Raw genomic sequence first — 24249 nt, forward strand, 5'->3', positions numbered from 1 at the left:
GAAGCGGGAGCGGCGGGTCGATCGCCCGGCCCCGGTTCCCCGACTAGGCCGCGCGGCGACTCGCCAACAGCGCCTCGATTCTACGAATCAAAGGGCCGTAGTGGTAGGGTTTAGCGACGAACTCTCCGCCGGAAGTCCATGCGGATTGCTGTTTTAGGGCGCCGAGAAGAACGATTGGGGTGTCCGTGCGGTTGGCCTCGGCCGCCAGGCGGCGCGCCGCCTCCCGGTCCCGGGACCGGTCGCTGTCCACGTCGCACACAATCAGGTCGGGCTTGGATTGGGCGCACAGCGGCTGCGCCCCGTCCGGGCGCTCGGCCTCGAGGGTCTGCGAGCCGACCCTCTCCAGCGCGGTGCGCAGCACCTCCCGCGATTCGGCGGACTCGTCGACAATCAGGACTCGGAGGGGGGCGCTCAACCGTTCTTCCTCCATGAAGGCGGCTGGGGAGGGCGGGCCTTTCGGCAGGGCGGGCGAGGTTAGCGGCCGCGCAGGGCCGCGGCAAGGGGTCTTGCCGCCGCCCCAGCCCGCTAGCGGATCCGCGTGCAGTTATTTCAAAACTGCCCTTTACGCGTCCCGGGCATGTCGGCAGAATACCGCCCGCCTTCAAGAACAGGGGCCTCGCACGCAGATAACTCTGCGTACCCTGTCGTGTATCGTCGAACCGGTCATGGATGACCCTACTCAGCAAGGAGTGCTGACGTGAAGACACTTCCCGTCGCCGCGATCGCGGCTCTTCTGTTTGCCGCCCCGGCCTTCGCCCAGAACCAGGCCGGCATCAACGCCCCCAAGTACGGCTTCGCCGTGGTGGACGTTAACTACGTATTCAAGAACCACCCGCAGTTCCGCGAGAAGCTGGAGGGCATGCAGGGCGAGGTTCAGCAGATCGAGCAGCAGCTCAAGGGCAAGGCCCAGGGCCTGATGACGCTGGAGCAGAAGCGCAACAGCTTCAAGCCCGGCTCCGATGAGTTCAAGAAGGCCGACGAGGAGCTCGCGACCGGCAAGGCCAGCTTCGAGCTGGAGAAGAACCGGCTGCAGAAGGGCTTCCTCGAGAAGGAGGCCAAGGCGTACTACGAGGCCTACGGTCAGGTGCAGGCGGAGATCAACCGCTACGCCAAGCACTACAAGATCGGCATCGTCTTCCGCTTCAACGGCGAGGAGCCGGACCCGGCGATCCGTCAGCAGATCCTGGCCGGCATCAACAAGCCGGTCCAGTACCAGGACTCGGTTGACATCACGCCGGACATCATCGCGATGGTCAAGGCCAGCTACCCGGCCAAGAACCCTTCGAAGACGTCTGTCGCGAACCCCACCGCTGGCAATAGCGGCCAGTATTGATTCAGCGGCCAGCGCGGCGGCCCCGGACCGGGGCCGCCGCTGCGGGCCCGCTGTCGCATGCCGCTTGCTTGAATCTAGTCCGCCTCGGACGCAGCCAGCCAGGGAGTTCTACGCGATGCCCCAGTCGCGCACACAGCACACGCTTGCCCGACCCGTATCCGTGCGTGGGGTCGGCTATTGGTCCGGCCAGGAGGTCAGGGTGGAATTCCGCCCGGCCCCGGTGGGCGCCGGCCGCTTCTTCGTCCGGGACGATCTGCCCGGTTCGCCACGCATCCCCGCCGAGTCCGCCAGCCGCACCGACGCCCAGCGTCGCACCGTGCTGGCGACCGACGAAGCGGACGTCGAGATGGTGGAGCACGTCCTGGCGGCCCTCGCCGGGCTTGAGGTCGATAACTGCGAGATCGGCGTCACGTCCGCTGAGATGCCGGGCCTGGACGGCTCGGCCGCCGCGTTCGTCGAGGCGATCGCCCAGGCCGGCCTGACTTCTCAGGCGGCGCTCGTGCGGCCGATCATGGTCGAGCGCCCCCTCCGCTGCGGCGACGCCGACAAGTGGATCGAGGTCCGCCCGCCGATGGGCGACCGGCTCTCTATCGAGTACCGCCTGGACTACGGCGCCGACAGCCCGATCGGCTCGCAGTGGCTCGTTACCGACGTCGACCCCATGGCGTTCATCGCCGAGCTGGCCCCGGCCCGCACCTTCCTGCTGAAGCAGGAGGCCGACGCGCTGATCGAGCGGGGCCTGGGGGCGCACGTCTCGCCCGACGAGCTGCTGATCTTCGGGCCGGACGGCCCGATTGGAAACCAGCTGCGTTTCGACGACGAGTGCGTCCGGCACAAGGTGCTGGACGTCGTGGGCGACCTGGCCCTGGCGGGCCGCCCGATCGTGGGGCACGTGGTGGCCTACCGCAGCGGCCACCAGCTCAACGGTCAACTGGTTGCGGAGCTGCTCAAGGACGAGCGGCTGCACTCCCAGTCCAAGCGGTCGGCGTAACGGATTCACTTAATCGAGCGGGCGAAGGAACGCCCGCCTACCCGAGGAGACTCCCCATGGCCACAAGCATTGCAGCAAACGCCTGGGTGGACCCGCGTGCGGAGCTCGACGAAGAGGTCGAGATCGGTCCGTTCTGCACGGTCGGCGCCAACGTCCGGATCGAGCGTGGCACCCGCCTGCTCAACAACGTGACCCTGATGGGCCACGTCGACATCGGCCGCGACAACACCTTCTACCCGAACGTGGTGATCGGGGGCGAGCCGCAGGACATCAGCTACACCGGCTCTGCGACCAAGGTCGTGATCGGCAATGGCAACATGTTCCGCGAGGGCGTGACGGTCAACCGCGCCACCGAGAAGGAAGACGGCGTCACCGCCATCGGCGACGAAAACTTCCTGATGGCCAACTCGCACGTCGCGCACGACTGCAAGCTCGGCAGCCGCATCATCATCGCCAACGGCACGCTGCTGGGCGGGCACGTCCACGTGAACGACTTTGCGTCGCTCTCCGGCGGCGTGGCGGTGCACCACTACACCACCATCGGCAGCTACAGCTTCATCGGCGGGCTCAGCCGTGTGCTGCACGACGTGCCGCCGTTCATGCTCTGCGAGGGCACCCCCGCCCGGCCGCGTTGCATCAACATCGTGGCGCTGCGGCGGAACAACTTCGACCCGGCGGAGATCGACTGCCTGGCCGAGGCGCACCGCCTGCTCTACCGGTCGAAGGTCGGCCTGGAAGCCGCCCGCGAGGTCCTCCGCGGCGCCGACCGCATCACCGCCGGCGTGCAGGACCTGCTGTCGTTTATCGAGGGTCAACAAGAGGGCCGCCACGGACGTGGCCGAGAAGGAAAGAGGGCCGCATGACACTCCCAAGAATCGCAGTCGTCGGCGCCGGTCACCTGGGCCGGTTCCACGCCAAGCTGTCCGCCGGGATTGATCAGCTGGACCTGGTCGCCGTGGCCGACCCGAGCGAGTCGCACCGCACCGCGGTCGCCGCCGAGGCGTCTACCCGGCCGGTCGCCGACTACCGGGAGCTGATCGGCCAGATCGACGCCGCCGTGGTCGCGACGCCCACCGTCCTGCACTTCGAGATCGTCAAGCAGCTGCTCGACGCCGGCGTGCACGTGCTCTGCGAGAAGCCTTTGACGCCCACGCTGGGTGAGGCCAACGAGCTGGTCGCCGCGGCCGACGCCAGCGGCGCGGTGCTGCAGGTCGGCCATGTGGAGCGGTTCAACCCGGCGGTCGGGCTCGCCGCGCCGCGGCTCCGCGACCCGCGGCTGATCCGCACCACCCGCACCAGCGGGTACACATTCCGCTCGACCGACATCGGCGCGGTGCTGGACCTGATGATCCACGACATCGACTTGGTGCTCAGCCTGGTCCATTCGCCGGTGGTCTCGGTGCAGGCGATGGGCCTGTCCGTGCTGGGCGACAACGAGGACATGGTCACCGCCCAGCTGACGTTCGAGAACGGCTGCGTGGCGCAGCTCAACGCGTCGCGGGTCAGCTTCCAGCTCGAACGCACCATGCAGGCCTACACCAGCCACGGCTACGTGGGGGTCGACTTCAACACCCGGCAGGCGACCTTCGTCGAGCCGCGCGAGGACGTGCTGCGGCGCGGGTTCCACGTTGGCTCGCTGACCGGCGACGAAAAGGACCACCTCAAGGCGAACCTGTTCGACGAACTCCTGGTGAAGACCACCGAGGAGGCGCCGCCGATCAACGCCATCGAAGAAGAGCTCAAGGACTTCGCCCACGCCATCACCACGGGCAGCGCCCCGCGCGTCACCGGCGCTGATGGACGCGACGCGGTGGGGGTGGCGGAGCAGATCCTGCAGAAGGTGGAAGAGCACCGCTGGGACGGCAACGCCGAAGGCCGGCACGGCGCCTTCGCGACCCCCGCGATGCCGGTCCTGCCGATCGAGACGCCAATCCGGCGGGCGGCCTAAGAGAGTTCGCGCAGCCGACGGATTACATCCGTCGGAGAATCACCAGCCGAAGTCTGCTGGCCAAGAGCTGTCAGCGGGGCTGTCCGACGGATGTAATCCGTCGGCTTGGCGCCGCACCTCGGGGCTACGCGACGTCGCGGTCTTCGAACAGCAGCAGCGCTAGCAGCATGGCCGCGGTGCAGTACAGCACCGTGTAGCCGGCCGCCATCCAGAGGTAGACCGGCGGCACCGGCACGCCGGCGGCGATCGCGGCCTGGATGTTCAGGTTGTCCAGGTTCGGTATCACCACCGAGATCAGCCGCCCGAAGAACGCGACGAACTCTATCTGCCCGATCGAGGACTGCACGATTAGCGGCCCCAGGTGCCCCAGCACGTAGATGGAGCCGCAGATAATCAGGTTGGGCATCATCGGCAGCCGCGTGGAAATCGCCACGCTGATGGCGGCCAGGATGGCGGTCTCCATGAACGCCAGAGTCAGGCCGGTCGGCACCTGGCTCATCTCGTAGTAGCACTCCTCCCACTTGGGCTGGGGGTTGGAGGTCTCGCGGGCGTCGTAGACCACCTTGTACGAGACGCACGCCATCAGGATCGGCCCCAGCACCACAAACATCACGAGCACCGGCCACAGGATGCCCAGGTACTTGCCGATGATGAACTGGCGGCGGCTGATCGGCTTGGAGAGGAGCGTCAGGGCGGTCTTGCCCTCGATCTCCTCGGCCACCGTCGCGCTGGCGGTCCACATGGCGAAGATCATCGCCAGCACCATGATGGTGGTCAGGCCCGAGTCCTTCAGCATCTTTACGTCTTCGCCGAAGGTGTTGTACGGGATCACGATGTAGATCAGCAGCGCCGCGGCGCCGATCATCAAGAACAGCAGGAACAGCGGCTGCCCGACCGCCTCCTTGGCCGTGGCGACCGAGATGTTCGACACCGCCGGCAGCAGCCACTGCAGGGCGAAGTAGATGGCGAATACGCTCAGCACCGCGATCACCGTGGTCCAGACGTGGTGCACCTCGGGGATGCGGACGTCGGTGGCGAAGTCCATCGTGAGTTCGGCCGGCGCGTCGCCCTCGTTCGTGACGTACAGCTTGTCGACCCGCCCGACAAAGCCCCGCATGTTCTTGCTGCCGGGCGCCCACTCGTAGCCTTCTTCCTCGCCGCCCAGCACCACCATCGCCTGCTTGTACGCCTGGCCCGGCTCGATGCCGACCCGCACGTCCTGGTCGCTGGTGAACTTGTAGCCGGTGAGCTCCTCGGCCTGGAACGAGACATCCGTGACCTCAAAGTCCTCGGTGTTGGCCGGGATCTCGACGGTCACCGACTCTTCGCCGACGTAGGGCAGGCGGCGGAACGAGTCGAGCACCAGCTCGCGCGGCGCCGTGGCGGCGCCGAGCACGAAGATGACCAGGAACGCCCCCAGCACGTAGCCAATGAGCTGCAGCATGCCCTCGTTGAACGACACCGCCATCCGCTCGGCGGTCGGCCTGGCGAACAGCCAGATCAGAGCGTAGACGGCCAGCAGCAGCGCCACGGCGATCGTCACGCCCAGCGAGACCATCCACAGCGGCGTGAGCCACAACTGCAGGTTAGCAAGCGGTAGCAGGTGCATCGTCAGGGATCGTGAATGGTGACGGGATGAAAGGCGGGCGCCGCCGACCTAGTAGGCCACTCGGAAGTCGCTGTACTGGCCCGTTGCCGGGCGGGTGTCGGTTTGCTCGCTACGGATGTGACTGCCGAGCTGTTCGCGGACGTCCGCTAGCAGCCGGTCGATCTCGCTTGTCTGGCCCTCGGCGACCAGCTCCACGCGGCCGTCGGGCAGATTCCGCACGTAGCCGGTCACCGCCAGCGGCCGGGCCGCTTGGGCGGTCGTGTAGCGGAAGCCTACCCCTTGGACGTGCCCCTCGAAGTAGACGACCCTCTGCTCCACAACCTGCGTCCTCCGCCACGGCCAGAACCGGGGCGCCGCGGCCCTGATGGCCGCCCGCGCCGAGACCCCCGAGTATAAATGCCGGCGCCAGCACAGGCTAGGGTTGACCCCGCGGGGCGGTGGACGTAACCTCCGCCCGCCATGAATCTTAACGCCCGCAGGTCCGTCCTAACCGTCACGCTCTGCCTGTGCGCCGCGGGCGGCGCCGCCCGCGTGGCCCGGGCGCAGGCCGCGCCGGATACGCCGTCGTGCGTGCTGCTCACCAACGGCAACGTCATGACTGGGCGGGTGTCCCGCTCGGGCGGGCGGCTGCTGATCCAGGGCGAAGGCTCCCAGGTCTGGCTCGAGGAGTCCGCCGTCGTCCACGTGGCGGCCGACCTCGAGGAGGTCTACCGCTGGAAGCGTTCGCAGCAGACGCGGCCCGATATCGATCACCACCTGCGTCTGGCGACCTGGTGCATGAAGCAGCGGCTCTTCCCCCAGGCTTCGCGCGAGCTGCTCGAGGCCCGCGTGATGGACCCGGCCGACCGCCGAGTGGCCGCGCTGCAGCGGCAGCTCTTCGAGCAGTCCCGCCCCCGCCGCAAAGACTACGCGGTGCAGCAGGCCGCGTACGAGGCGCCGGCGGGCGTTGTTTCGGCGACCGTCGAGCCGCCGGCCCCCGCCATGACGCCCGACGAGCTGGAGCAGCTGCCCGCTGGCGTCCTGGAACAGTTCACACGCCGCATCCAGCCGATCCTGGTCAACAACTGCACCGCCGGCGGCTGCCACCAGGGCCTGGGCCCTGAGCAGTTCCACCTCGACCGGTCGATCCTGCACGGCGCCGGCGACTACCGCACAACGCAGGCCAACCTGGCGGCCACGCTCCGCTACGTGGACCGGGTGGACCCCGCCAAGAGCGAGCTCCTGCTCGCCGCACAGCAGCCCCACGCGGGCCGCAGCACGGCCGCGTTCACCGGGCGGCACGCCGCGCTTGAAGCGCACCTGGTCGCCTGGGTAAACGCCGCCTGCCGGCCCCCTGAGGAGGCCAGTCAGCCCGCGAGCCCTCAGGCCGCGTCGGGGGGCGTGTTTGATCTGGTGAAGGCGCAGCACGAACGCGACCGGTTCGTCCAATCGGTCGAAGAGCGGGTCGCGAAGCAGGGCCAGCGCGACGAGTTCGACCCGGCGGTGTTCAACCGCCGCTACGGCCCCCAGCGTGAGGCCGACGGCCAATAGCCGCTACCGGCGGAGTGGCGCCTCGTCCATCATCGGCTGCTGGGCGATCTCCACCGCCTGGTCGAGGGTGTCGCCCGGCTGCTGCAGCTCGTTCTCGGCGTAGTAGCGGGCCGAGGCGGAGCCCGCTCGGCCGCTCCCGCAGTCGGTGCAGCCGTTGCACTGGCAGTTGGCCACCGGCCGCGAGTAGTCGTGGCACGATCCGCACGCGTTGCAGCCGATCTGAGCGGCGGCGCCGCACGAGAGCAGCAGGGCGGCGAACAGTCGGGTGGCGAGCTTGGGCATCTTGGGTTCCTTCCCGTAACGCGAGCGGTGGCGAGTCGGCGCAGCGGCGCCCGTTGCTGTGAGATCGGCGCGCGACGGCTGGCGCGATTAGGCGAAGTTGAGGGATTCGCCCGGAAGGGGCCGACCCGCTGCTAGGCGATGCCCAGCAGGTTGCGGATGCCGGGGTCTGCTAGCGTGTCGGCCACCAGCGCCGCGCCGGTGAAGTCGTGACCGGCCGTGTGGTGGTTGGGCAGGGCCACGGTCACCGCGCCGGCGGCCACGCCCGCCTTGCACCCGTTGGCGCTGTCCTCCAGCACCAGCAGCTCGGCGGGCTCAACGCCAAACCGCTCGGCCGCCTGCAGGTACGGCTCCGGGTGGGGCTTGCCGTGTTTCACGTCGTCGGCGGTGATGTAGAACTGGAAGCCGGTCAGGCCGACCTCGCCAAGAATCCGCTCCGCGTAGCGGCGCGAGCCGCTTGTCACCACGCACCGCGGCAGGCCTGCCCGGTCGACCTCGGCGATGATCTGCTCCACCCCGGGCATCGGCTTGAGGATCGTGTGCGCGATCTCCCAGAACAGCTCTTCGCCTTCCGCCTCGAGCGCCTCGACGGTGTCGGACAGCCCGTGGTGCGCGATCATCACCGCCAGCGCCTGAGCGGCCGGCTGGCCCATCATGCGGTGCCGCAGCTCGTCGGTGAACTCGTGGCCGCGGCGGCGGAGGGTTTCCGTGCCGACGTGCTCGTAGACATCCTCGCTGTTGGCCATGGTGCCGTCCATGTCGAACGCCACTGCGCGGATCGGTTGGGGCACGTCAGTCTCGCAGGTCGTAGATGGTGTAGTGGGCGTTCTGGTAGGCGACCGGCAGGCTTACCGGTCGGTAGTTGACGGTCAGCGCAAAGTCGGCCCCGTACTTCTGGCCGAGTTCCCGCAGCCGCGTGGCGCCCAGGTGGGAGAGTGACCGGATCGAGCGGCGGTGGCCGTCCGGCGTGGTGTCGTAGTAGATATCCTCGACGCTCTGGCGCCACTCGACAAGGTGCGGGGCGTCCTGCGGTACATCTTTGTAGGTGACGACTTCCGCACGCCCGGTCCGCCACTTGAAGCTGGACGAGTGCAGCGGCACCAGGAACTTCGACCCCTCCGGAGAATTATCGCGGGCCCATTCGCAGGCGGCCAGCCAGCTACCGAAGTCACGCACCTTGCGGTCGGCCGGCGGCAGCGGCGATTGCGCGCGGCTGGTGATCGTGCCGTAGAAGTGCCAAACCGGCAGGGCGATTAAGAGCAGGAGCAGCGCCGCTGACCACTTCTGCTCCCGCCTGAGGGCGGCCGCCAGCGTGGCGCCGAGTCCAATCGCAACCGCGAGCGGCGCCGCGATGTCGGAGAGCCGGAACCAGTAGTACTTGAGCAGCTTGGCGGCGGTTTCAGGGTGGTCCCTTAGGCCGTGCTCGATTGCAAATCCGATCAGCATCAGCGTCGCGGCGCCCCAGGCGAAGCGGACCAGTCGGATGACCGCGTCGTCGCGGCCGCCGGGATCGTCGTGGCGGCGCTGGCGACTGACGAGCCAGCTGAACAGGGCCAGCAGCACCAGCATGCCGGCGTGACGCGCGGCTCGGTTGTAAAGCCAGTCGTCGCGCATCGACAGCAGCGCCAGGTGGTGCGGCAGCCGGAAGAAGACGTAGATCTGATTGGCCTCGGCGACGACCGCAGGATCGGCGCCGCTGTTCATCGCGATCGGCGGCACAACGCCCAAGAGCGCAATCGCCCCGCCCGCGACCAAACCGGGCAGCATCTTGCCGAGCGGGGTCTGCTGTCGGTGGTAAGCCGCCCACAGGACCAGCAGCACCAGCACCGACCAGCCGCCCACCAGCGCGTGCAGCGCGCTGGCGATACCCAGCAGCACCCACGCGCGGCCCCAGCGGTCGTCCAGGTAGTCGCGCAGGGCCAGCAGCACGAAGCCGTAGGCAAACGCCTTGGCCTCGACGCCGCCCACCACCCACTCGCCGGCCAGGTGCAGCTCTTCCATGCCGGTCACCCACAACGCGGCGGTGAGCACCGAGCACCACGCGCCCGGCGCCGCCCGCCAGCTGAGCCGCTGCCACGCGAACGCGAGCAGCGTCCAGGCAGTCAGCCGCCCCAGCCAGGCCAACATCGGCAGGCTGATGAAGTAGGTCACCCAGCCCGCCAGCATCACGATCGTCAGGTGCGCGTCCGGGGACTCCAGGAACAAGTCCCCCTGGCACCACGAAGGGTCCCAGTAGTGCTTGAACCGGGTGAGGTAGTGGGGCTCGTTGACCGCCGGGACCGGGTCGCCCGCGGCCACGAAGAAGACCGCCAGGATCGCTAGGGTCTCGACAACCGTGCGGGCGGCCGACGCGGGTTTGTGATCTTCCCGTGAAAAAGTCAGTTCCACGCTAGCTTTGGCGGGGGGGCAGGGTAGGATTTCAATCGACCAACCTACCGGACACCGTCGGTGTGACGCCACCCGCGTTGCACCGCCCCCAGCCCGGCCGCTAGCAACCCACGCCAGCCCGCCGGTCCCCCCACCCCGCGGTGTCACCAACCAACCCGCCCGAAACCCTGCTGCATTCGTCAGATCGCCCAATTGTCTTGTGGCGATTTGACGAAACTGGTAGTAGACGCGTGCGCTTGCCGGATCGTCTTGGCGTTGAGCCGAGAGGAAAACCGCTGGCGCCCCGCTTGCGTACCAATGCAGGCAGGCCCCCCTACCCGCAAGCCCCATTCCAGGAAGCGTCATGAGCGATTCCGACCGCCCCACCCCCGCCGGCGATTCCCCCCTCCGTGACGCGGCCAAAGCCGCGGTGCAGGCCGAGCGGCTCGACCGCATCGACGAGCTGACGTCGCTGCTGGTCGACGAAGTCATCGAGGAGGCCCAGATCGCCGAGCTCGAGGGCCTGCTTCGCGACAGCGACGAGGGGCGACGCCGCTACATCGACGGCGTGCAGCTGCACTGCGACCTGATGGACTACTACGCCGACGGCCGCCGCGCCGAGGGCGGCCAGCGGACCGCCGTGCTCGGCTTTCTGGGCGACATCGACGAGAGCGGCTCGCACGTGCCCCTGCCGCCGACCAAGCCCGGCGCCTAGCGGGCCGTCGCAGACACGGTCGCGCTTCGCTAGGCGTTGAGGTCGGCGATGGCGCGGTAGTCGTCCTTCAGCGACCGGTAAAGCGAGCGGTACACCTCGACGCCCCGGTCGTAGAACCGCCGCTGCTTGAGCGCCGGCTTGCAGGTCGAGGTAGTCGCGACCGTCGCGGAGCACGCCTCGGCGATCGAGCTGTACTCGCCGGCGCCGACCGCGGCCAACAGCGCCACGCCGAACGCGGGGCCTTCGTCGGCGGCCATGGCGGCCACCCGCGCGCCGAACATGTCCGCTTGCAGCTGCCGCCAGAATTCGCTCTTGGCGCCGCCGCCGGTCGCGCGGACTTCTTTTGCCGACACTCCCAGGCCGGTCATGATGTCCAGGCAGTCGCGGAGCGAGTAGGTGACCCCCTCAAGCACGGCCCGCACCAGGTGCCCGCGATTGTGTGACTGGGTGAGCCCCACGAAGGCGCCGCGGGCCAGCGGGTCGGCGTGCGGGGTGCGCTCGCCGGCCAGGTAGGGCAGGAAGAACAGCCCATCGGCGCCGGCCGGAGTCGCGGCCGCTTCTTCGACAAGCTTGTCGAACGGGACCGGCTTGCCGCCGGGGCCGTGGCACAGCTCGTCGGCGAACCACTGCAGCGAACCGGCGGCCGAGAGCGTGACGCCCATCATGTGCCACTTGCCGTGCACCGCGTGGCAGAAGGTGTGCAGGCGGCCGTCGGGGTCGTACTCGGGCGTGTCGCTGTGGCAGAACACCACGCCGGACGTGCCCAGCGAGCTGTTCACCACCCCCCGCTGCACCACGCCATTGCCGACCGCGCCCGCCGCGCAGTCGCCGGCGCCCCCCACCACAATGCAGTCGGTCGACAGGCCGAGCTTCTTGGCGACCGCGGGCAGGAGCGTGCCGGTGGCCTCCTCCGACTCGTAGCACTTAGGGAGCAGCGCCGGATCGAGATCGAGTTTGGTCAAGAGCGGCTTGGACCACTTCCGCTTCACCACGTCCAGTAGCAGCGTGCCGCTGGCGTCGGACACCTCGGTGGCCGATTCGCCGGTGAGCTGCAGCCGCACGTAGTCCTTCGGCAGCAGCACCTGCTTCAGCCGAGCGAAGTTGCGGGGCTCGTTGTTCCGGAGCCACAGGATCTTGGGCGCCTGGAACCCGGTGAGCGCCGGGTTGGCGACCATCTTGATCAGCTTCTTGCGGCCGCCGGCGCGGCTCTCGATCTCGTCGCACTCGGCGGCGGTGCGCTGATCGTTCCACAGCAGCGCGGGGCGGATCACCTCGTCCGACTTGTCGAGGAACACCGACCCGTGCATCTGCCCCGACAGGCCGATCGCCCGCACGTCGGCCGGCTTGAGCTTGGCCTTCTTCACTACCGCGCGGATGGTCTTGAACGTGGCGTCGCGCCAGTCGGCCGGGTCTTGCTCGCTCCACAGCGGTTTGGGATGGTGGCACGGGTAGGAAGCGGACGCCTGCCCCAGCAACTTTCCAGTGGGATCGATCGCGATAGTCTTTGTGCCGGACGTGCCGATGTCGACGCCAAGTAGAACGCTCATTCGCAGTGTAGCCTTCGGGAGGAGGAGTTGGTTGCGCGGGACGGCCGCCTGCCGCTGGTGGTTGGCGTGCGCCGCGCTGGCCTGCTTGGCGACCGGCTGCTGGCGGCAGCCCGAGCAGCAGGGGTCCAAGAACCAGGAGTCAGGGACGCCGGCTGCGTCACGGACGCCCGCGACCAGTGTAACGCTCACGGTCGGTCTTGGGGATGACCCGCAACTCAGGTCTGCCATCGAGGTGCTCGCCGGCGAATGGCGCGAGCTGAGCGGCGGCGGATTCGAGATCGTCGAACCCGCCGCCGACGGCGCAGCTGCCGAGACCGACCTGCTCATCTTCTCTCCGGTTCAACTCGGCGAGCTGTGCGAGGAGGGCGCCCTGCGCCCGGTGCGGGACAGCACTCTCGCTTCGGACGCCCTGGCCTTCGACGACTTCTACCCGGCGGTCCGCGACCAACTGCTCCGCTACGGCGGCCGCACCATGGCGCTGCCGATCGGCTGCGTGACGCCGGTCGTCGCGACCACGTCGGAGGAGCCGGTCCAGTGGGACGCGGTCGGGTACTTCCCGTTCGTGACTAGAGAGTCGCCGTCGGGCATGCCCCGGCCCGCCTGGCAGTTGTTGGCCCGTGCAGCGCCGTTGGCGGTGGATGACCTGCGTGAGTCGGTGTTGTTCAATCCAGAAACCATGGCGCCGGCCATCGAGTCTCCCCCATTCGTGGCGGCCTTGGCCCAGTTGGTCGACGCCGCCCAACTGAAAGCAGGCCCGACCACCGCGGCACTCAGGACGCCGTTCCGCGACGGAGTGCTCAGCGACGAACCGGCCGTCTGGACGCACGCCCAGACGCCCCCCGGCGCCCCTCGGAGGTACGACGCGGTGCGCAGCGACTGGGTTAGCGTCAGCGGCCCGCCCCGACGCGTCAGCCTGGTCGGCGTCGACGGGCGGCTGATCGGCGTAACGGCCGGTTCCCGCAACGCGGCGGCCGCATTCCGGCTGGCGGCCTGGCTCGCCGGCAAGAGCAACGCGAGGCAGCTCAGCGTCGCTGGCCCGCACGTGGCCAACGTGCGGCGGAGCCTGTCCCGGTCGTCGGACAATTGGCTGGGGATCGGCGGCGCCGGCCTGGGTCGGGAGGTCGCGTTGGCGGCCGACCAATCCTGGCAGTCCGAACACCAGCTGCCCGTCCCCCGGCTGATCGAGGCCGAGCGGTACCTGGCGGTCCTGGACGAGGCCGTGAAGCAGGCGGCAGGCGGGTCCGCTTCCCCCGAGGACGCGTTGCGGCGGGCGTCCGAGCGGTGGGACGAGCTGACCGACGAGGTCGGCCGCGAACGCCAGCGGCGGTGCTATCTGCGGCACCTGGGCCTGGACCAGTACGCGCCGCCGAAGCGGTAGCCCGGCCCGGCGAGCCGCTTGTCAATCTGCGGGCGAGCGGATACGTTGAATCGCTTGTTCACAGCCGCCCGCCGCCGGCCCTCTGGGCCTGTTTCCCCCGTATGATCAGCACCGCCTCGCCCCACGACCGGATCGTCATCACCGGCATCGGCCTCACGGCGCCCAACGGCAACTCGCTGGCCGAGTACCGCGCCGCGCTGCTGGAGGGCCGCAGCGGCGTCCGCGACTACGAGATCCGCTACGTCGGCAAGACCCTAGCCGGCGTGTGCGATTTCGACGAGTGCAAGTACCAGAAACGCCGCAACGTCCGCCGCGGCACCCGCGCGGGCAGCATCGGCATCTTCTGCGCCCACGAGGCGGTGAACGACTCGGGCCTGGACTGGCCGAATGTCGACCCAGAGCGGGTGGGCGTGTACATCGGCGTGACCGAGCACGGCAACGTCGAGACCGAGAACGAGATCAACGAGATCAAGGGCTACGACTACGACACCAGCGTCTGGTCGCACCACCACAACCCGCGCACGGTGGCCAACAACCCGGCGGGCGAGATCACGCTCAATATGGGCATCACCGGCCCGCACTACACGATCGGCGCCGCCTGCGCCGCGGGCAACGCCGGCCTGATCCAGGCGGCCCAGATGCTGCGGCTGGGCGAGTGCGACGTGGCGATCTGCGGCGGCGTGTCCGAGAGCATCCACACGTTTGGCATCTTCGCCGGCTTCGCCAGCCAGGGCGCCCTGGCAGTGAACGACGACCCCGCCCGCGCGTCGCGCCCGTTCGACAAGAGCCGCAACGGCATTGTCGTATCCGAGGGGGGCTGCCTGTACATTCTCGAACGCTACGAGGACGCGGCCCAACGCGGCGCCCGGATCTACGGCGAGGTGGCGGGCTACGCGATGAACTCCGACGCCAGCGACTTCGTGCTGCCCAACCCGAAGCAGCAGGCCCGCTGCGTCGAGATGGCCTTGGGCCGCGCCCGGATGAGCGCCGACCAAATCGGGATTGTCAGCACGCACGCGACCGCTACAGAGAGTGGTGACATCCAAGAGTGCACCGCGCTGCGGGCCGTGTTCGGCGATTGCGAGTCGACCCGCATCAACAATACCAAGAGTTACATCGGCCACGCGATGGGCGCCGCCGGCGCCCTGGAACTGGCCGGCAACCTGCCGTCGTTCACCGACGGGGTCGTGCACCCGACGATCAACGTCGAGGACCTCGACCCGCAGTGCGACGTGCCCGGCCTGACCATCAACGAGCCGTACGAAACCAACGGGGTCACCAGCGTGCTGAACAACTCGTTCGGCATGCTCGGCATCAACTCCGTGGTGATCATCAATAAAGTGTGACTAGGGGCTGTTGGCTGCTAGCTATCGGCTGTTGGCCCGCTGGGCCACGGCCTGGTGGCGGGGGGCCAGCAGCCAACAGCTAACCGCCAAGAGCCATTCAATGACCCGCGAAGAAATCCGCACCGAGATCCTCGACATCCTGGCCGACATCGCCCCGGACGAGGACCTGTCCGGCCTGAAGGACGACGTCAGCTTCCGCGAGCAGATGGAGCTCGACTCCATGGACTTCCTCGACATCGTGATGGAGCTCCGCAAGCGGCACCGCGTGCAGATCCCCGAGGACGACTACGTGAACCTGGCCAGCATGGACAGCACGGTCGCGTACCTCGAGCCGATGATGGCGGAGCTTTGAGGAGAGGCGAGAGGTCGGAAGTGTGAGGTCAGGAATCTTTCGGACCAGTGGCTTCAAGGCGCTCCCTGACCTCTCACGTCTGACCCCTGACCCCCCATGTACGACACCCTCATCATCGGCGCCGGGATGAGCGGGCTGGCGGCCGGCATCCGGCTGGCGATGTACGACCAGCGGGTGCTGATCGTCGAGAAGCACTGGACGATCGGCGGGCTGAACAGCTTCTACCGGCTCCGCGGCCGCGACTACGACGTCGGCCTCCACGCGCTGACCAACATCACGCCCAAGGGCGCCCGCAAGGGGCCGCTGGCGCGGTTGCTGCGGCAGTTGCGGTTCTCCTGGGACGACTTCCAGATCTCGCCGCAGATCGGCTCGCAGGTGGTGTTCCCCGGCGCGCGGCTCGCGTTCGACAACGACCCCGAGTTGCTCGCGGCCGAGGTCGCCCGTGAGTTCCCCGGCCAGGCTGACAACTGGCGCCGCTTTGTCGAGGCGATTGTCGACTACGACGACCTCTCCGACGAACACCAGCAGCTCTCGGCCCGCGAGGTGGTGTCGAGCTACCTCACGGAGCCCCTGCTCGTCGAGATGCTCTTCTGCCCGCTGATGTTCTACGGCTCGGCCCGCGAGCACGACATGGACTGGGGCCAGTTCTGCATCATGTTCCGCAGCATCTTCCTGGAGGGCCTGGGCCGCCCCCACGCCGGCGTGCGGCTGATCCTCAAGAACCTGGTCAAGAAGTACAAGGCGCTGGGCGGTGAGCTGAAGCTGCGGTCGGGCGTCAAGCGGATCGCCACGGAGAACGGCCGCGTGATCGGCGTCGAGCTCGAGGACGGCACGCACCTGCAGGCCAACCGCGTGCTCTCGTCGGCCGGCTGGTTCGAGACCATGCGCCTGTGCGACGACGGCGCCCCCGTGGTCGACTCCCGCTCCCCCGGCAGGCTCAGCTTCTGCGAGACGATCTCCACCCTCGACATCGACCCCAAGCAGCTCGGCTACGACCGCACCATCACCTTCTTCAACGACCACCCCCAGTTCGACTGGACCCCGCCCGCCGAGCCGTGCGACCTGCGGAGCGGCGTGATCTGCAGCCCCAACAACTTCGAGTACGACAAGTCGCTCGGCGAGGGCGTGATGCGGATCACGGTGCTCGCCAACTTCGACTGGTGGAACAACCTGAGCGATGAGGAGTACCAGCTCGCCAAGCTACGCTGGTACGACCGCATCGTCGACTCGGCCGTGCGGTTCGTGCCCGACTACCGCGGCCGCGTGGTGGACACCGACATGTTCAGCCCGACCACCATCGTCCGCTTCACGGGCCACGACAACGGCGCCGTGTACGGCGCCCCGGACAAGCAGCTCGACGGCGCGACGCACCTCGAGAACCTCTTCATCTGCGGCACCGACCAGGGCTTCGTCGGCATCATCGGCAGCATCGTCAGCGGCATCGGCATGGCGAACATGCACTGCCTGCGGGAGTGAGTGGTGGTTGGTGGTGGCCGGCGAGCGACGCCTCGCTGTCGGCCAAGTCTTCCCGCTGGCAACGCCGGACCCGCGGCGGCCCGACAGGACCGCCCATCCCGCTTGGCGTGCTGGCTATGCCGCTGTGCGGTTGCAGTGACCCGCCCCCAGCGACCTGATAGAATAGGCGGGCGCCCGGCGCCGGAGCGTAGGGCACAGCGTCCCCGCCACGTCTTCGCTGCATGGCGGGTGAGTCACGAACTCGCGTTCAATTCGAATTCGGTTCTTCCGGATGGTTGGCGATTCTCGGCGCGATCATGGACCGGACGCGCGGCACTCTTCTCACGGGGCGGGCGATGCAAGTGACCCTCTCACGTCTTGCGCCGATGGCGGTTGTTCTCGCCGCGTGCGCGATCGGCTGCCCCGAGTCGGCGGCGATCGACATCGGCACGGCCGCGTCGCACCGGAACCAGCGGTTCGAAGCCTGGGGCAGTTCGCTGGCGTGGATGGGCAACGAGCTCGGTCGGCCGACCACCAACCCAATGCGGCGCACGCAGATCGTCGACATGCTGTTCGACCAGGACAACGGGCTCGGCCTCAACTTCCTGCGTTACAACATCGGGGCCGGCCAGAACCCCGCCGGCCCCGCCATCACCCGGCCCGGGGCGGCCATGGACGGCTGGGCGCCATCCGCGCCGACCGACATCTCCGATCCCAGCACCTGGGGGTGGGACTGGGACGCCGACCAGACGCAGCGGCTGGTGCTCGGCATGGCGATCGAACGCGGCCTCACCCAGATCGAGGCGTTCGCCAATTCGGCGCCCTGGTGGATGACCGTGTCGCAAAGCTCACGGGGGAACCCAAGCACCGGCGCAACCAACCTCGACCCCGACAACTACGGCATCTTCGGACACTACCTGCTGGAGGTCGCCGAGCACTTCGAGTCGAACCTCGGCGTCCACTTCCACACGCTCGCGCCGATGAACGAGCCCGGCGCCACCTGGTGGGACGGCAGCAACAACCAGGAGGGGATGCACATCCCGGTGGGCGGCGCGCAGTCGGCGCTGGTGCGTGAGGTCGGGCAGCAGATCATCGACCGCGGGCTGGAGATGGGCCTGGGCGGGCCCGAGGAGACCGCCATCCGCTGGTCGGTCAACTCCTACGACAACTGGGACGCGACCACCCGCGGGTTCGTCTCTCAGATCAACACCCACTCGTACCCCTGGGGGGGCGGGAGCGACGCGGCCGACGCCGCCGCCCTGGTCGCCTACAACCAGTCGCGTCCGGAGGGCCCCAAGAAGATCTACGCCACCGAGTTCGGGACCGGCGGCGACTCCACGCCCCTGAGCGGCGGCGTCACGCTGGCGAACCAGATCACCAGCGACCTCAACAACCTCGGCGCGGCCGGGTGGACCTACTGGCAGGCGGTGGAGGACAACAACGGTAGCAACTGGGGGCTGATCATCGCCCCCTTCGACGGCGCGAACAACTCTTTCGACACGCGGCGGCAGTTCTACGTGATGAAGCAGTTCTCGCAGCACATTCGCCCCGGCTCGCACATCCTCGACCAGGCCGACGACGAGGTGGTCGCCTCGTACGACCCGCGGCTCGGAGCCACCACGCTCGTCATAACGAATGACGAAACCGCCTCAGTGGACACGAGGACCTTCAACCTGCTCGACCAGACCGTGAGCCACTCACGCGTGATCCGCACGTCCGACTCGGAGTACTACCAGGCGCTGGGCGGCGCCACGGTGAGCCCCCGCGGGAACCAGGTGACCGTGTCGAGCCCGGCCTCGACCGTGACCACGGTGCAGCTCCACCACCGGCCCAACCTGATCCAGAACCCCGGCTTCGACCTCGACGGAGCGGCGAACGGCGCATCGGCGATCCCCGGTTGGCAGTCCGTTGGGAACGTCGCGTTCGACACCGGCAGCGACCTCACCGGCGACGGCAGCGGGACGGGCCGCCTGGAGACCAATTCCGCCGAAAACACGGGCCGCCTGTTCCAGACCAGCATCGGCGACGCCGGCGCCGACCTGACCGGCGTGGCGTTCCAGCTCTCGGTCGATCTGTTGCTGCAGAGCGCCGGCTCAGCCAACTACGACGCGGACGCCTACCTGGCGCTCGAGTTCTACGGCGCCGATGACCAGACGCTGGCGCACGCCTCGGCCGACGACTTCCAGACGCTACTCGAACCCGCCTACGGCATCAACAACGACTCGCACACCGACAGCGCGTACCGCACCTACCAGTCGGGACGGTTCGTGGCGCCGCCCGGCGCCCGCTACGTCCGCCCGGTGATCCGATTCGACAACGTTGGCGCCCGCAGCTCCGACTGGAGCTTTGTCGACAACGCCTACCTGCAGCAGGTGCACCCCGAAGCGGACGCCAAGGAGTGGGCCAGCACCGGCGGCGGCGACCTGACCGACCACAGCAAATGGCTGACGCACGCCTCGGTTGAGAAGAACAGCCGGCTCTACTTCGGGACGGCGATCACGCAGGACGCCGCCGTTACACTCGATGCCGCCGAAGCCGTGACCGGGATGACGTTCTTCAGCGACCACCAGTACGAAATCGCGGGCGCCGGCGCCCTGCAGGTCGGCGCCATCGACGCCACAGCGCTGATCGACGTCCGGTTGGGGGGCCACGGCGTTTCCGTCCCCACGGAGTTAATTGGCGCCACCGAGCTGCAGGTCCTGACGGACGCGCAGATCGAGTTCAGCGGCGGCTTCCACGTGAGCGGCCAGCGGCTGACCAAGCTCGGCGCCGGCCTGGTCGACTGGTCCACCGGCTTCAAACTCAACGGGGGAGTGCTCGTGACCTACGCGGCGGACGAGGCCACCCTCCACTTTGGATCGGATGCGGTCCTCGACGGCGGCCTGGAGCTGCTGCTGGCGCCCGGGCAGGTCCTCGGCGTCGGCGAGCAGTTCGAGCTCGCTACCTACAGCAGCCTTAGCGACACGTTCGACACCATCATTCTGCCGTCCATCCCGGGCGGGTACGCGTGGCGGGTCGACTACGGCGCCACCGCGCTGACAGCAACGGTGATCAATTCTGTCCTGGGCGGCGACTTCAATGGCGACGGCCACGTCGACGCGGCCGACTACACCGTCTGGCGCGACAACCGTGGCGCCGCCGACGAGTCCGCGCTGGCGGGCGCCGGCGACGGCGTCAACGGCGTCGACGGCGGCGACTACCTCCTCTGGCGCGAGAACTTCGGCGCAACAACCACCGCGCAGTCACTCCCCGCTTCCGTACCGGAGCCGACCAGCCTGATGCTCGCCGGTACGTTGGGCATTGGTCTGCTAGAACTCCGGCGTCGCCAACCGCGCAAACGTACTCGTGCTACAATCGCCGCATGAGCGATGAGTCAACGCCCCGCCGGTTCCGCTTCTCGCTGCTGAACTTGCTGCTGCTGACGGCCATCCTCGTGCTGTCGCTGACCGTCGGCCGGTTGTGGAACAAGCTCCGGCCGCTCCGCGAGGATGTCAAACGCCTGCGGGCCGAGGTGGGTGAGCTCGATATCGAAGACCCGAAGCTGGTCCACGCGATCGCCGCTCGCACCTACCAGCAGCGTGTCTGGCGGTGGAAGATCTGGTGCCCGGCCGGCAAGAGCGTGGTGGTGCGGATGGCCAGCCACGACATCCCCGCCGATCCGACCGTGCTCCCGAAGCCAGACGGGCGGCTGCACCTGAACCGCAACAACCCGGACGCGGCCGAGGTGGAGGTCACCCTCTCGTCCGAGCAGCTGACCGACGGCGCCGTCCGCTGGAACCTCCACGCCGATGGCATCACCACGCACCCCCGCGTGCCAGAGGACGCGACCCAGTGGCTGCTGGAGGGCTCCAGCGGCTGGTCGGGCGGCCCACGGCACGAGACCCTCGTCCAGCGCCCGGGCGAGCCGCTCGAACTGCTCCGGATCCGCGCCTTCTACAACACCAACCAGGTCCCGCCGCCGAGCCCGCCGAAGGAGGGCGACGGCGTGCTGGTTTGGGTGGAGGTAGAGGAGTAGTTTCCTTATGTGCATGCCGAGGCGCGCGAGACGACCGGGACCCTCGGCGACGCCCTGGGGTAGGGAGGCCTCCACCGGGACGCACTTCGACGCACCTCGAGGACATGCCCGGATTCCTGTAGAAAACGGCCACCTGCGCCGGTATACCTAAACTGCTTGCGGCTATCACGGGCCGCACCTTCCCCAACCGCGACGTTTGTCCCGGCTTGCGCGCCGCATGGGACAAAAGTCGCCGCGATCAAGTGGCCTCGCGTGATGCAGACGCTGTTATACAAGCGTGAAACGCACCTCGGGGCCGCGGCAGGGCCCGACTTTTGTCCCTAAGAATCGATTTCCTGACATCAGGGACAAAAGTGACAGAACCCTGTGGCCCGCCGCCCATCGGCCGCGGCGGCCCAAATTGCTAGACTACAGGATTGCCATCCCCCGACCCTCGACCGCCTACCGTTCCCATGCCACGCGACTTCCTCAAGGATGCCCAGGAATACTACGACGTCATCGTGATCGGCTCGGGCCTGGCCGGGCTGACCTCGGCCAACATCCTCGCCCGGCAGGGCCGATCGGTGCTGCTGCTCGAGCAGCACTACAAGCTGGGCGGCATGGCCACCTGGTTCAAGCGGCCGGGCGGGCACATCTTCGACATCTCGCTGCACGGCTTCCCGTTCGGCATGGTGAAGAGCTGCCGCCGGTACTGGTCCAAGGAGATCGCCGAGTCGATCGTGCAGCTCGACGGCGTGCGGTTCGACAACCCGATGTTCTCGCTCTGGACCAGCTTCACCCGCGAGGACTTCACGAAGCAGCTGATCGAGAAGTTCAAGGTCGATCCACAGACGGTCAACGACTTCTTCGACACCGCCCGCGGCATGAACTTCTACGACGACCAGGGCATGACCACCGGAGAGCTGTTCGAGAAGTTCTTCCCCGGCCGCGAGGACGTGACCCGGCTGCTGATGGAGCCGATCACCTACGCCAACGGCAGCACGCTGGAGGACCCGGCGATCAGCTACGGCATCGTGTTCAGCAACTTCATGTCCAAGGGCGTGTTCACGTTCCAGGGCGGCACGGACAAGCTGATCGGCCAGATGGAGGACGAGCTGAAGAAGTCGGGCGTCGACATCCGCATCAATTGCGACGTAAAGAAGGTCAACGTCAAGAACGGCGCCGTCGAGTCCGTGGAGATCGACGCCAAGGGCGCCACGCGCACCATCCGCTGCGGCGCGGTGGTCAGCAACGCCAACGTGCGGCAGACGATCTTCGACCTGGTCGGCGAGGAGAAGTTCGACCGCGGCTTCATCGACGACGCCAAGGCCGTGCGGCTGAACAACAGCAGCACGCAGGTGTACATCGCGATGAAGGAGGACGAGCGGCTCGACGTGAACGAGCTGGGCGACCTCCTATTCAGCAGCACCGCCTCGTACTTCCGCACCGAGGCCCTGCTGTCCCGCGACATCACCAGCCGCACCTACAGCTTTTACTACCCGAAGACCCGCCCGCAGAAGGACCCTCGGTGCCTGGTGGTCAGCAGCACCAACGCCCACTTCTCCGACTGGGCCGACCTGCCCGACGATGAGTACCAGGCCAGCAAGGCCGACCTTTGCGAGACCACGCTCGACGCGCTCGACAAGTACGTGCCGGGCGTGCGCGACCGGGTGGACCACGTCGAGGCCAGCACCCCCCGCAGCTTCCAGCACTACACGCACCACCCGGAAGGCGCGAGCTTCGGCACCAAGTTCGAGGGCCTGGCCGTCAGCCGAGCGCTGCCGCAGCAGGTCGATGGCCTGTACCACGCCGGCAGCGTGGGCATCATCATGAGCGGCTGGCTGGGAGCGATGAACTACGGCGTGATCGTCGCCAACGAGGTCGACGGCTGCCTTGAGAACAACGCCAGCCGTAACACGGGCAGCGTGGAGCGGGGCGTGGTGGAGGATGTGTCGGCGGGGTAGGAGCGGACAGAGGGAAGCTAAGCTATGGGTGAAGGTGTAAAGAAGTCGGTGACTCTTCCTGCTCACGTCGTGGAGTTGCTGCAGCATGCCAACGATTTGATTGGCTCCGAAGACGATCTCGCAACGATCCCATCGGACGACCTGATCCAAACCGAAGCTGGTTACGGCGGACTAGACCGTGGGGGTGGCAACCAGTACTCATTCGTGCTATTTCCTGAACAAGGCACTAAGCCGCGTTGGGAGGTGACACTCCTAGCAGACGAGATTGATGAAATCGCCAGCGGATTTCGAGATTCGATCGTCGTCAGAGAGTTTAGTTGAGCCCGGCGACCGAACGCGATTAGCTCTTCAAACGAGTCTGTAGGGTGGACGCAATGCACCATGTTTCATGTGCAGCTAGTTCGTGCATAGAATACACCCTACGTCTGGGGCTTTTGCCTGTCTCCTGAGTGATCAGCGCGATGCAGGAGTGATGGATTGTTTCGACGCACCCTATCAAGCGTTGACCTGCCATTCGACGCCGATGGCGATCTGGAGCTTGAGAATACTGTGGCCGGCGCCCGACAGTTTTGGGCGAGCCTCATTGGGTTCACTGCGGACGAGGGCGCCCCGGAAGGTGTTGCGGAACTGTCGGACGGCGCTGTCCGTGTGCGGCTTTGCCGTGGAAACGACGCCGTGGAGTTGGTGCCACCGCCCGCAGAGGTGGGGCCTTACTTGATAGAGGCGGCGCCCCTCGCGATTGGGGGAGGGTCGTTTGATGGCTGGGTAAGGTTGTCACGGATTCTCAGGCTGACCCCACCCACATTTTCTCTTACGATGTGCACCTTGAAAAGTCGTTCCCGGTGGAACATTGAAATGAGTCCGAATCATGTCAGGTGGGTGCGTTGTCAGTAATGTGTGTTTGGGTGGATAGGATCCACCGAGGCTCTAGGAAAGCTCCGCCTATGAAACCAGACCCGGTAAACCCTTTCGAGTCACCGCAGACGGAATCGCGGCCTGATGGCGAGGCGGAGCTGGCGGGAGCAGCGTCGGAGACGGACGGGCTTCCGATTCCACGCGGCGTGCACGGCGACGGCATCGTCACGGTAGCCTCCTTCGGATATATCAACGAGGCGAGCGTCGCGGTGTCGCTGCTCCAACAGGAGGGCATTAATTGCTGCCTCGACAACGAGGGGATCGTCAGCGTCAACGCGTTCCTCTCCAACGCCGTAGGCGGGGTGAAGGTGCTGGTGCATGAGAAGGACGCGGAACGCGCCGCCTGCTTCCTTCACGAGCACCGGCGGTCCCTGCAGGCGAAGCAAAGCCAAGAAGACATCGAGTTTGACTGCGAAGAGTGCGGCGCTCCGCTCAAGATGCCGGGCAACCGCCGCGGCCGCGTCGAGACCTGCCCCAAGTGCCGGGAGTTTATCGACGTGCCGGAGTAGACGCTGCTTGTCGATTA

The 24249-nt window shown here is 67.6% G+C and carries 22 protein-coding genes; 15 read left to right on the forward strand and 7 right to left on the reverse strand.

Translation table 11 applies throughout. From position 1 onward, the window contains the following. Positions 1-43: 43 nt before the first annotated feature. Positions 44-415: a response regulator gene (locus KOR34_RS05710; RefSeq protein ID WP_197531179.1), complete on the reverse strand. Its 372-nt coding sequence runs from the start codon at positions 413-415 to the stop codon at positions 44-46. 282 nt (positions 416-697) lie between these two features. Between KOR34_RS05710 and KOR34_RS05715 the strand changes: the two genes are divergently transcribed. The 4 genes from KOR34_RS05715 (at position 698) to KOR34_RS05730 (ending at position 4272) form a co-directional block, all read left to right on the forward strand. Continuing rightward, positions 698-1333 carry an OmpH family outer membrane protein gene (locus tag KOR34_RS05715; protein ID WP_146563000.1) on the forward strand — a complete coding sequence of 212 codons (636 nt, stop codon included), beginning with the start codon at positions 698-700 and terminating at the stop codon, positions 1331-1333. Between the two features lie 115 nt (positions 1334-1448). Further along, a complete protein-coding gene (gene lpxC / locus KOR34_RS05720; protein WP_146563001.1) occupies positions 1449-2324 on the forward strand; it encodes a UDP-3-O-acyl-N-acetylglucosamine deacetylase in 876 nt (291 codons plus the stop codon). A gap of 56 nt (positions 2325-2380) precedes the next feature. After that, positions 2381-3187 carry an acyl-ACP--UDP-N-acetylglucosamine O-acyltransferase gene (gene lpxA, locus KOR34_RS05725; protein WP_146563002.1) on the forward strand — a complete coding sequence of 269 codons (807 nt, stop codon included), beginning with the start codon at positions 2381-2383 and terminating at the stop codon, positions 3185-3187. Further along, positions 3184-4272: a Gfo/Idh/MocA family protein gene (locus KOR34_RS05730; protein ID WP_146563003.1), complete on the forward strand. Its 1089-nt coding sequence runs from the start codon at positions 3184-3186 to the stop codon at positions 4270-4272. Before lpxA ends, KOR34_RS05730 begins: the two co-directional genes overlap by 4 nt. Positions 4273-4396: 124 nt before the next feature. On the opposite strand, the gene KOR34_RS05735 is transcribed toward KOR34_RS05730, so the two are convergent. Both KOR34_RS05735 and KOR34_RS05740 read right to left on the reverse strand, forming a co-directional pair. Continuing rightward, positions 4397-5881 (reverse strand): ABC transporter permease, encoded by a 1485-nt coding sequence (locus KOR34_RS05735; RefSeq protein ID WP_146563004.1) that lies wholly within the window; start codon positions 5879-5881, stop codon positions 4397-4399. A gap of 48 nt (positions 5882-5929) precedes the next feature. Further along, positions 5930-6199 carry an acylphosphatase gene (locus KOR34_RS05740; RefSeq protein WP_146563005.1) on the reverse strand — a complete coding sequence of 90 codons (270 nt, stop codon included), beginning with the start codon at positions 6197-6199 and terminating at the stop codon, positions 5930-5932. A gap of 141 nt (positions 6200-6340) precedes the next feature. Here KOR34_RS05740 and KOR34_RS05745 point away from each other — a divergent pair, with 141 nt between their 5' ends. Next, positions 6341-7411, forward strand: a complete 1071-nt coding sequence (locus KOR34_RS05745; RefSeq protein ID WP_146563006.1) for a hypothetical protein — start codon at positions 6341-6343, stop codon at positions 7409-7411. Positions 7412-7414: 3 nt separating this feature from the next. On the opposite strand, the gene KOR34_RS05750 is transcribed toward KOR34_RS05745, so the two are convergent. From KOR34_RS05750 to KOR34_RS05760, 3 genes are all read right to left on the reverse strand, one after another. Further along, entirely contained in the window at positions 7415-7693 is a 279-nt protein-coding gene (locus KOR34_RS05750) for a hypothetical protein (RefSeq protein WP_146563007.1), read from the reverse strand. Between the two features lie 131 nt (positions 7694-7824). Further along, a complete protein-coding gene (locus tag KOR34_RS05755; protein WP_146563008.1) occupies positions 7825-8481 on the reverse strand; it encodes an HAD family hydrolase in 657 nt (218 codons plus the stop codon). A 1-nt stretch (position 8482) separates the two neighbouring features. Next, positions 8483-10078, reverse strand: coding sequence for a DUF2339 domain-containing protein (locus KOR34_RS05760; RefSeq protein WP_146563009.1), 1596 nt, complete (start codon positions 10076-10078; stop codon positions 8483-8485). Between the two features lie 343 nt (positions 10079-10421). Between KOR34_RS05760 and KOR34_RS05765 the strand changes: the two genes are divergently transcribed. Beyond that, complete coding sequence (locus KOR34_RS05765) at positions 10422-10772, forward strand: hypothetical protein (RefSeq protein WP_146563011.1); 351 nt, start codon at positions 10422-10424, stop codon at positions 10770-10772. Between the two features lie 29 nt (positions 10773-10801). Here the strand turns inward: KOR34_RS05765 and xylB are convergent, their stop codons facing one another. Then, positions 10802-12319, reverse strand: coding sequence for a xylulokinase (xylB, locus tag KOR34_RS05770; RefSeq protein WP_146563013.1), 1518 nt, complete (start codon positions 12317-12319; stop codon positions 10802-10804). A 31-nt stretch (positions 12320-12350) separates the two neighbouring features. On the opposite strand from xylB, the gene KOR34_RS05775 reads away from it, so the two are divergent. The 9 genes from KOR34_RS05775 to KOR34_RS05815 all read left to right on the forward strand — a co-directional run bounded on the left by KOR34_RS05775 (position 12351) and on the right by KOR34_RS05815 (position 24232). After that, complete coding sequence (locus KOR34_RS05775) at positions 12351-13697, forward strand: hypothetical protein (RefSeq protein ID WP_146563015.1); 1347 nt, start codon at positions 12351-12353, stop codon at positions 13695-13697. Between the two features lie 101 nt (positions 13698-13798). Next, positions 13799-15043, forward strand: a complete 1245-nt coding sequence (locus tag KOR34_RS05780; protein WP_146563016.1) for a beta-ketoacyl-[acyl-carrier-protein] synthase family protein — start codon at positions 13799-13801, stop codon at positions 15041-15043. A gap of 100 nt (positions 15044-15143) precedes the next feature. Then, on the forward strand, positions 15144-15395 hold the full coding sequence (locus tag KOR34_RS05785) for an acyl carrier protein (protein ID WP_146563018.1): 252 nt from the start codon (positions 15144-15146) through the stop codon (positions 15393-15395). Between the two features lie 96 nt (positions 15396-15491). Beyond that, positions 15492-16871 (forward strand): phytoene desaturase family protein, encoded by a 1380-nt coding sequence (locus KOR34_RS05790; RefSeq protein ID WP_146563020.1) that lies wholly within the window; start codon positions 15492-15494, stop codon positions 16869-16871. Positions 16872-17236: 365 nt separating this feature from the next. Next, complete coding sequence (locus KOR34_RS05795) at positions 17237-20215, forward strand: glycoside hydrolase (RefSeq protein ID WP_197531180.1); 2979 nt, start codon at positions 17237-17239, stop codon at positions 20213-20215. Then, entirely contained in the window at positions 20212-20865 is a 654-nt protein-coding gene (locus tag KOR34_RS05800) for a hypothetical protein (protein WP_146563024.1), read from the forward strand. Before KOR34_RS05795 ends, KOR34_RS05800 begins: the two co-directional genes overlap by 4 nt. Positions 20866-21317: 452 nt before the next feature. Further along, on the forward strand, positions 21318-22808 hold the full coding sequence (locus KOR34_RS05805) for a phytoene desaturase family protein (protein ID WP_146563026.1): 1491 nt from the start codon (positions 21318-21320) through the stop codon (positions 22806-22808). 24 nt (positions 22809-22832) lie between these two features. After that, positions 22833-23129, forward strand: coding sequence for a hypothetical protein (locus KOR34_RS05810; RefSeq protein WP_146563028.1), 297 nt, complete (start codon positions 22833-22835; stop codon positions 23127-23129). A 623-nt stretch (positions 23130-23752) separates the two neighbouring features. Then, positions 23753-24232 carry a putative signal transducing protein gene (locus KOR34_RS05815; RefSeq protein WP_197531181.1) on the forward strand — a complete coding sequence of 160 codons (480 nt, stop codon included), beginning with the start codon at positions 23753-23755 and terminating at the stop codon, positions 24230-24232. Positions 24233-24249: the final 17 nt, after the last annotated feature.

The sequence above is a fragment of the Posidoniimonas corsicana genome (assembly GCF_007859765.1).
Classification (GTDB): Bacteria; Planctomycetota; Planctomycetia; order Pirellulales; family Lacipirellulaceae; genus Posidoniimonas; species Posidoniimonas corsicana.